Genomic DNA, 1,193 nt, shown 5'->3' on the forward strand with positions numbered 1-1,193 from the left:
AATGGCGAAGAGCAAATTTGAACGTACGAAACCGCATGTTAATATAGGTACGATTGGTCACGTTGATCATGGGAAGACTTCGTTGACAGCAGCGATTACGAAATTTTTTGGTGAGTTTAAAGCATATGATCAAATTGATGCAGCACCAGAAGAGCGCGCCCGTGGTATTACCATTTCTACAGCACACGTTGAGTATGAAACGGAGAATCGTCACTATGCCCACGTTGATTGTCCCGGGCACGCGGATTACGTGAAAAATATGATCACAGGTGCAGCGCAGATGGATGGCGCTATTCTGGTTGTTTCTGCGGCTGATGGTCCGATGCCTCAGACCCGTGAGCACATTTTGCTTGCCCGTCAGGTTGGTGTTCCAGCAATTGTTGTTTTTCTTAATAAAGTTGATCAGGTTGATGATACCGAACTTTTGGATCTTGTAGAGCTTGAGGTTCGTGAACTTTTATCGAAGTATGATTTTCCAGGTGATGATGTTCCGATTGTTAAAGGCTCTGCGTTGGCTGCTCTTGAGGACAAGGATAAAAGCATTGGTGAAGATGCGGTTCGTCTTTTGATGAGTGAGGTTGATAATTATATTCCAACCCCTGAGCGTCCAGTTGATCAACCATTTTTGATGCCGATAGAAGATGTATTTTCGATTTCGGGACGTGGAACGGTTGTTACGGGTCGTGTTGAGCGTGGTATTATTAAAGTTGGGGAGGAAATTGAGATTATTGGTATTCGTCCGACTTCTAAGACGACGGTTACCGGAGTTGAAATGTTCCGCAAGCTTTTAGATCAAGGACAAGCGGGTGATAATATTGGTGCATTGCTTCGTGGTGTTGATCGTGAAGGAATTGAGCGTGGACAGGTTTTGGCGAAGCCTGGTTCTGTTACTCCTCATACGAGATTTAAGGCAGAGGCTTATATTTTGACGAAAGATGAAGGAGGTCGTCATACGCCTTTTTTCACGAATTATCGTCCTCAGTTTTATTTTCGTACCACAGATGTTACGGGTATTGTGACGCTACCAGAAGGAACAGAAATGGTTATGCCAGGGGATAATGTTGCGATGGATGTGTCACTGATTGTTCCGATAGCAATGGAAGAGAAGCTTCGTTTTGCTATTCGTGAAGGTGGTCGTACTGTTGGTGCCGGTATCGTTTCTAAGATCATTGAGTAAATAATGGTTATTGAAA

General features: G+C 44.0%; 1 protein-coding gene. It reads left to right on the forward strand.

What is annotated here, in order from left to right:
• Nucleotide 1: 1 nt before the first annotated feature.
• Nucleotides 2–1,177, forward strand: coding sequence for an elongation factor Tu (gene tuf / locus PVV65_RS09805; protein WP_100131288.1), 1,176 nt, complete (start codon nucleotides 2–4; stop codon nucleotides 1,175–1,177).
• Nucleotides 1,178–1,193 lie beyond the last annotated feature (16 nt).

It is taken from the genome of Bartonella sp. ML70XJBT, assembly GCF_028618425.1.
Taxonomy (GTDB): Bacteria; Pseudomonadota; Alphaproteobacteria; order Rhizobiales; family Rhizobiaceae; genus Bartonella.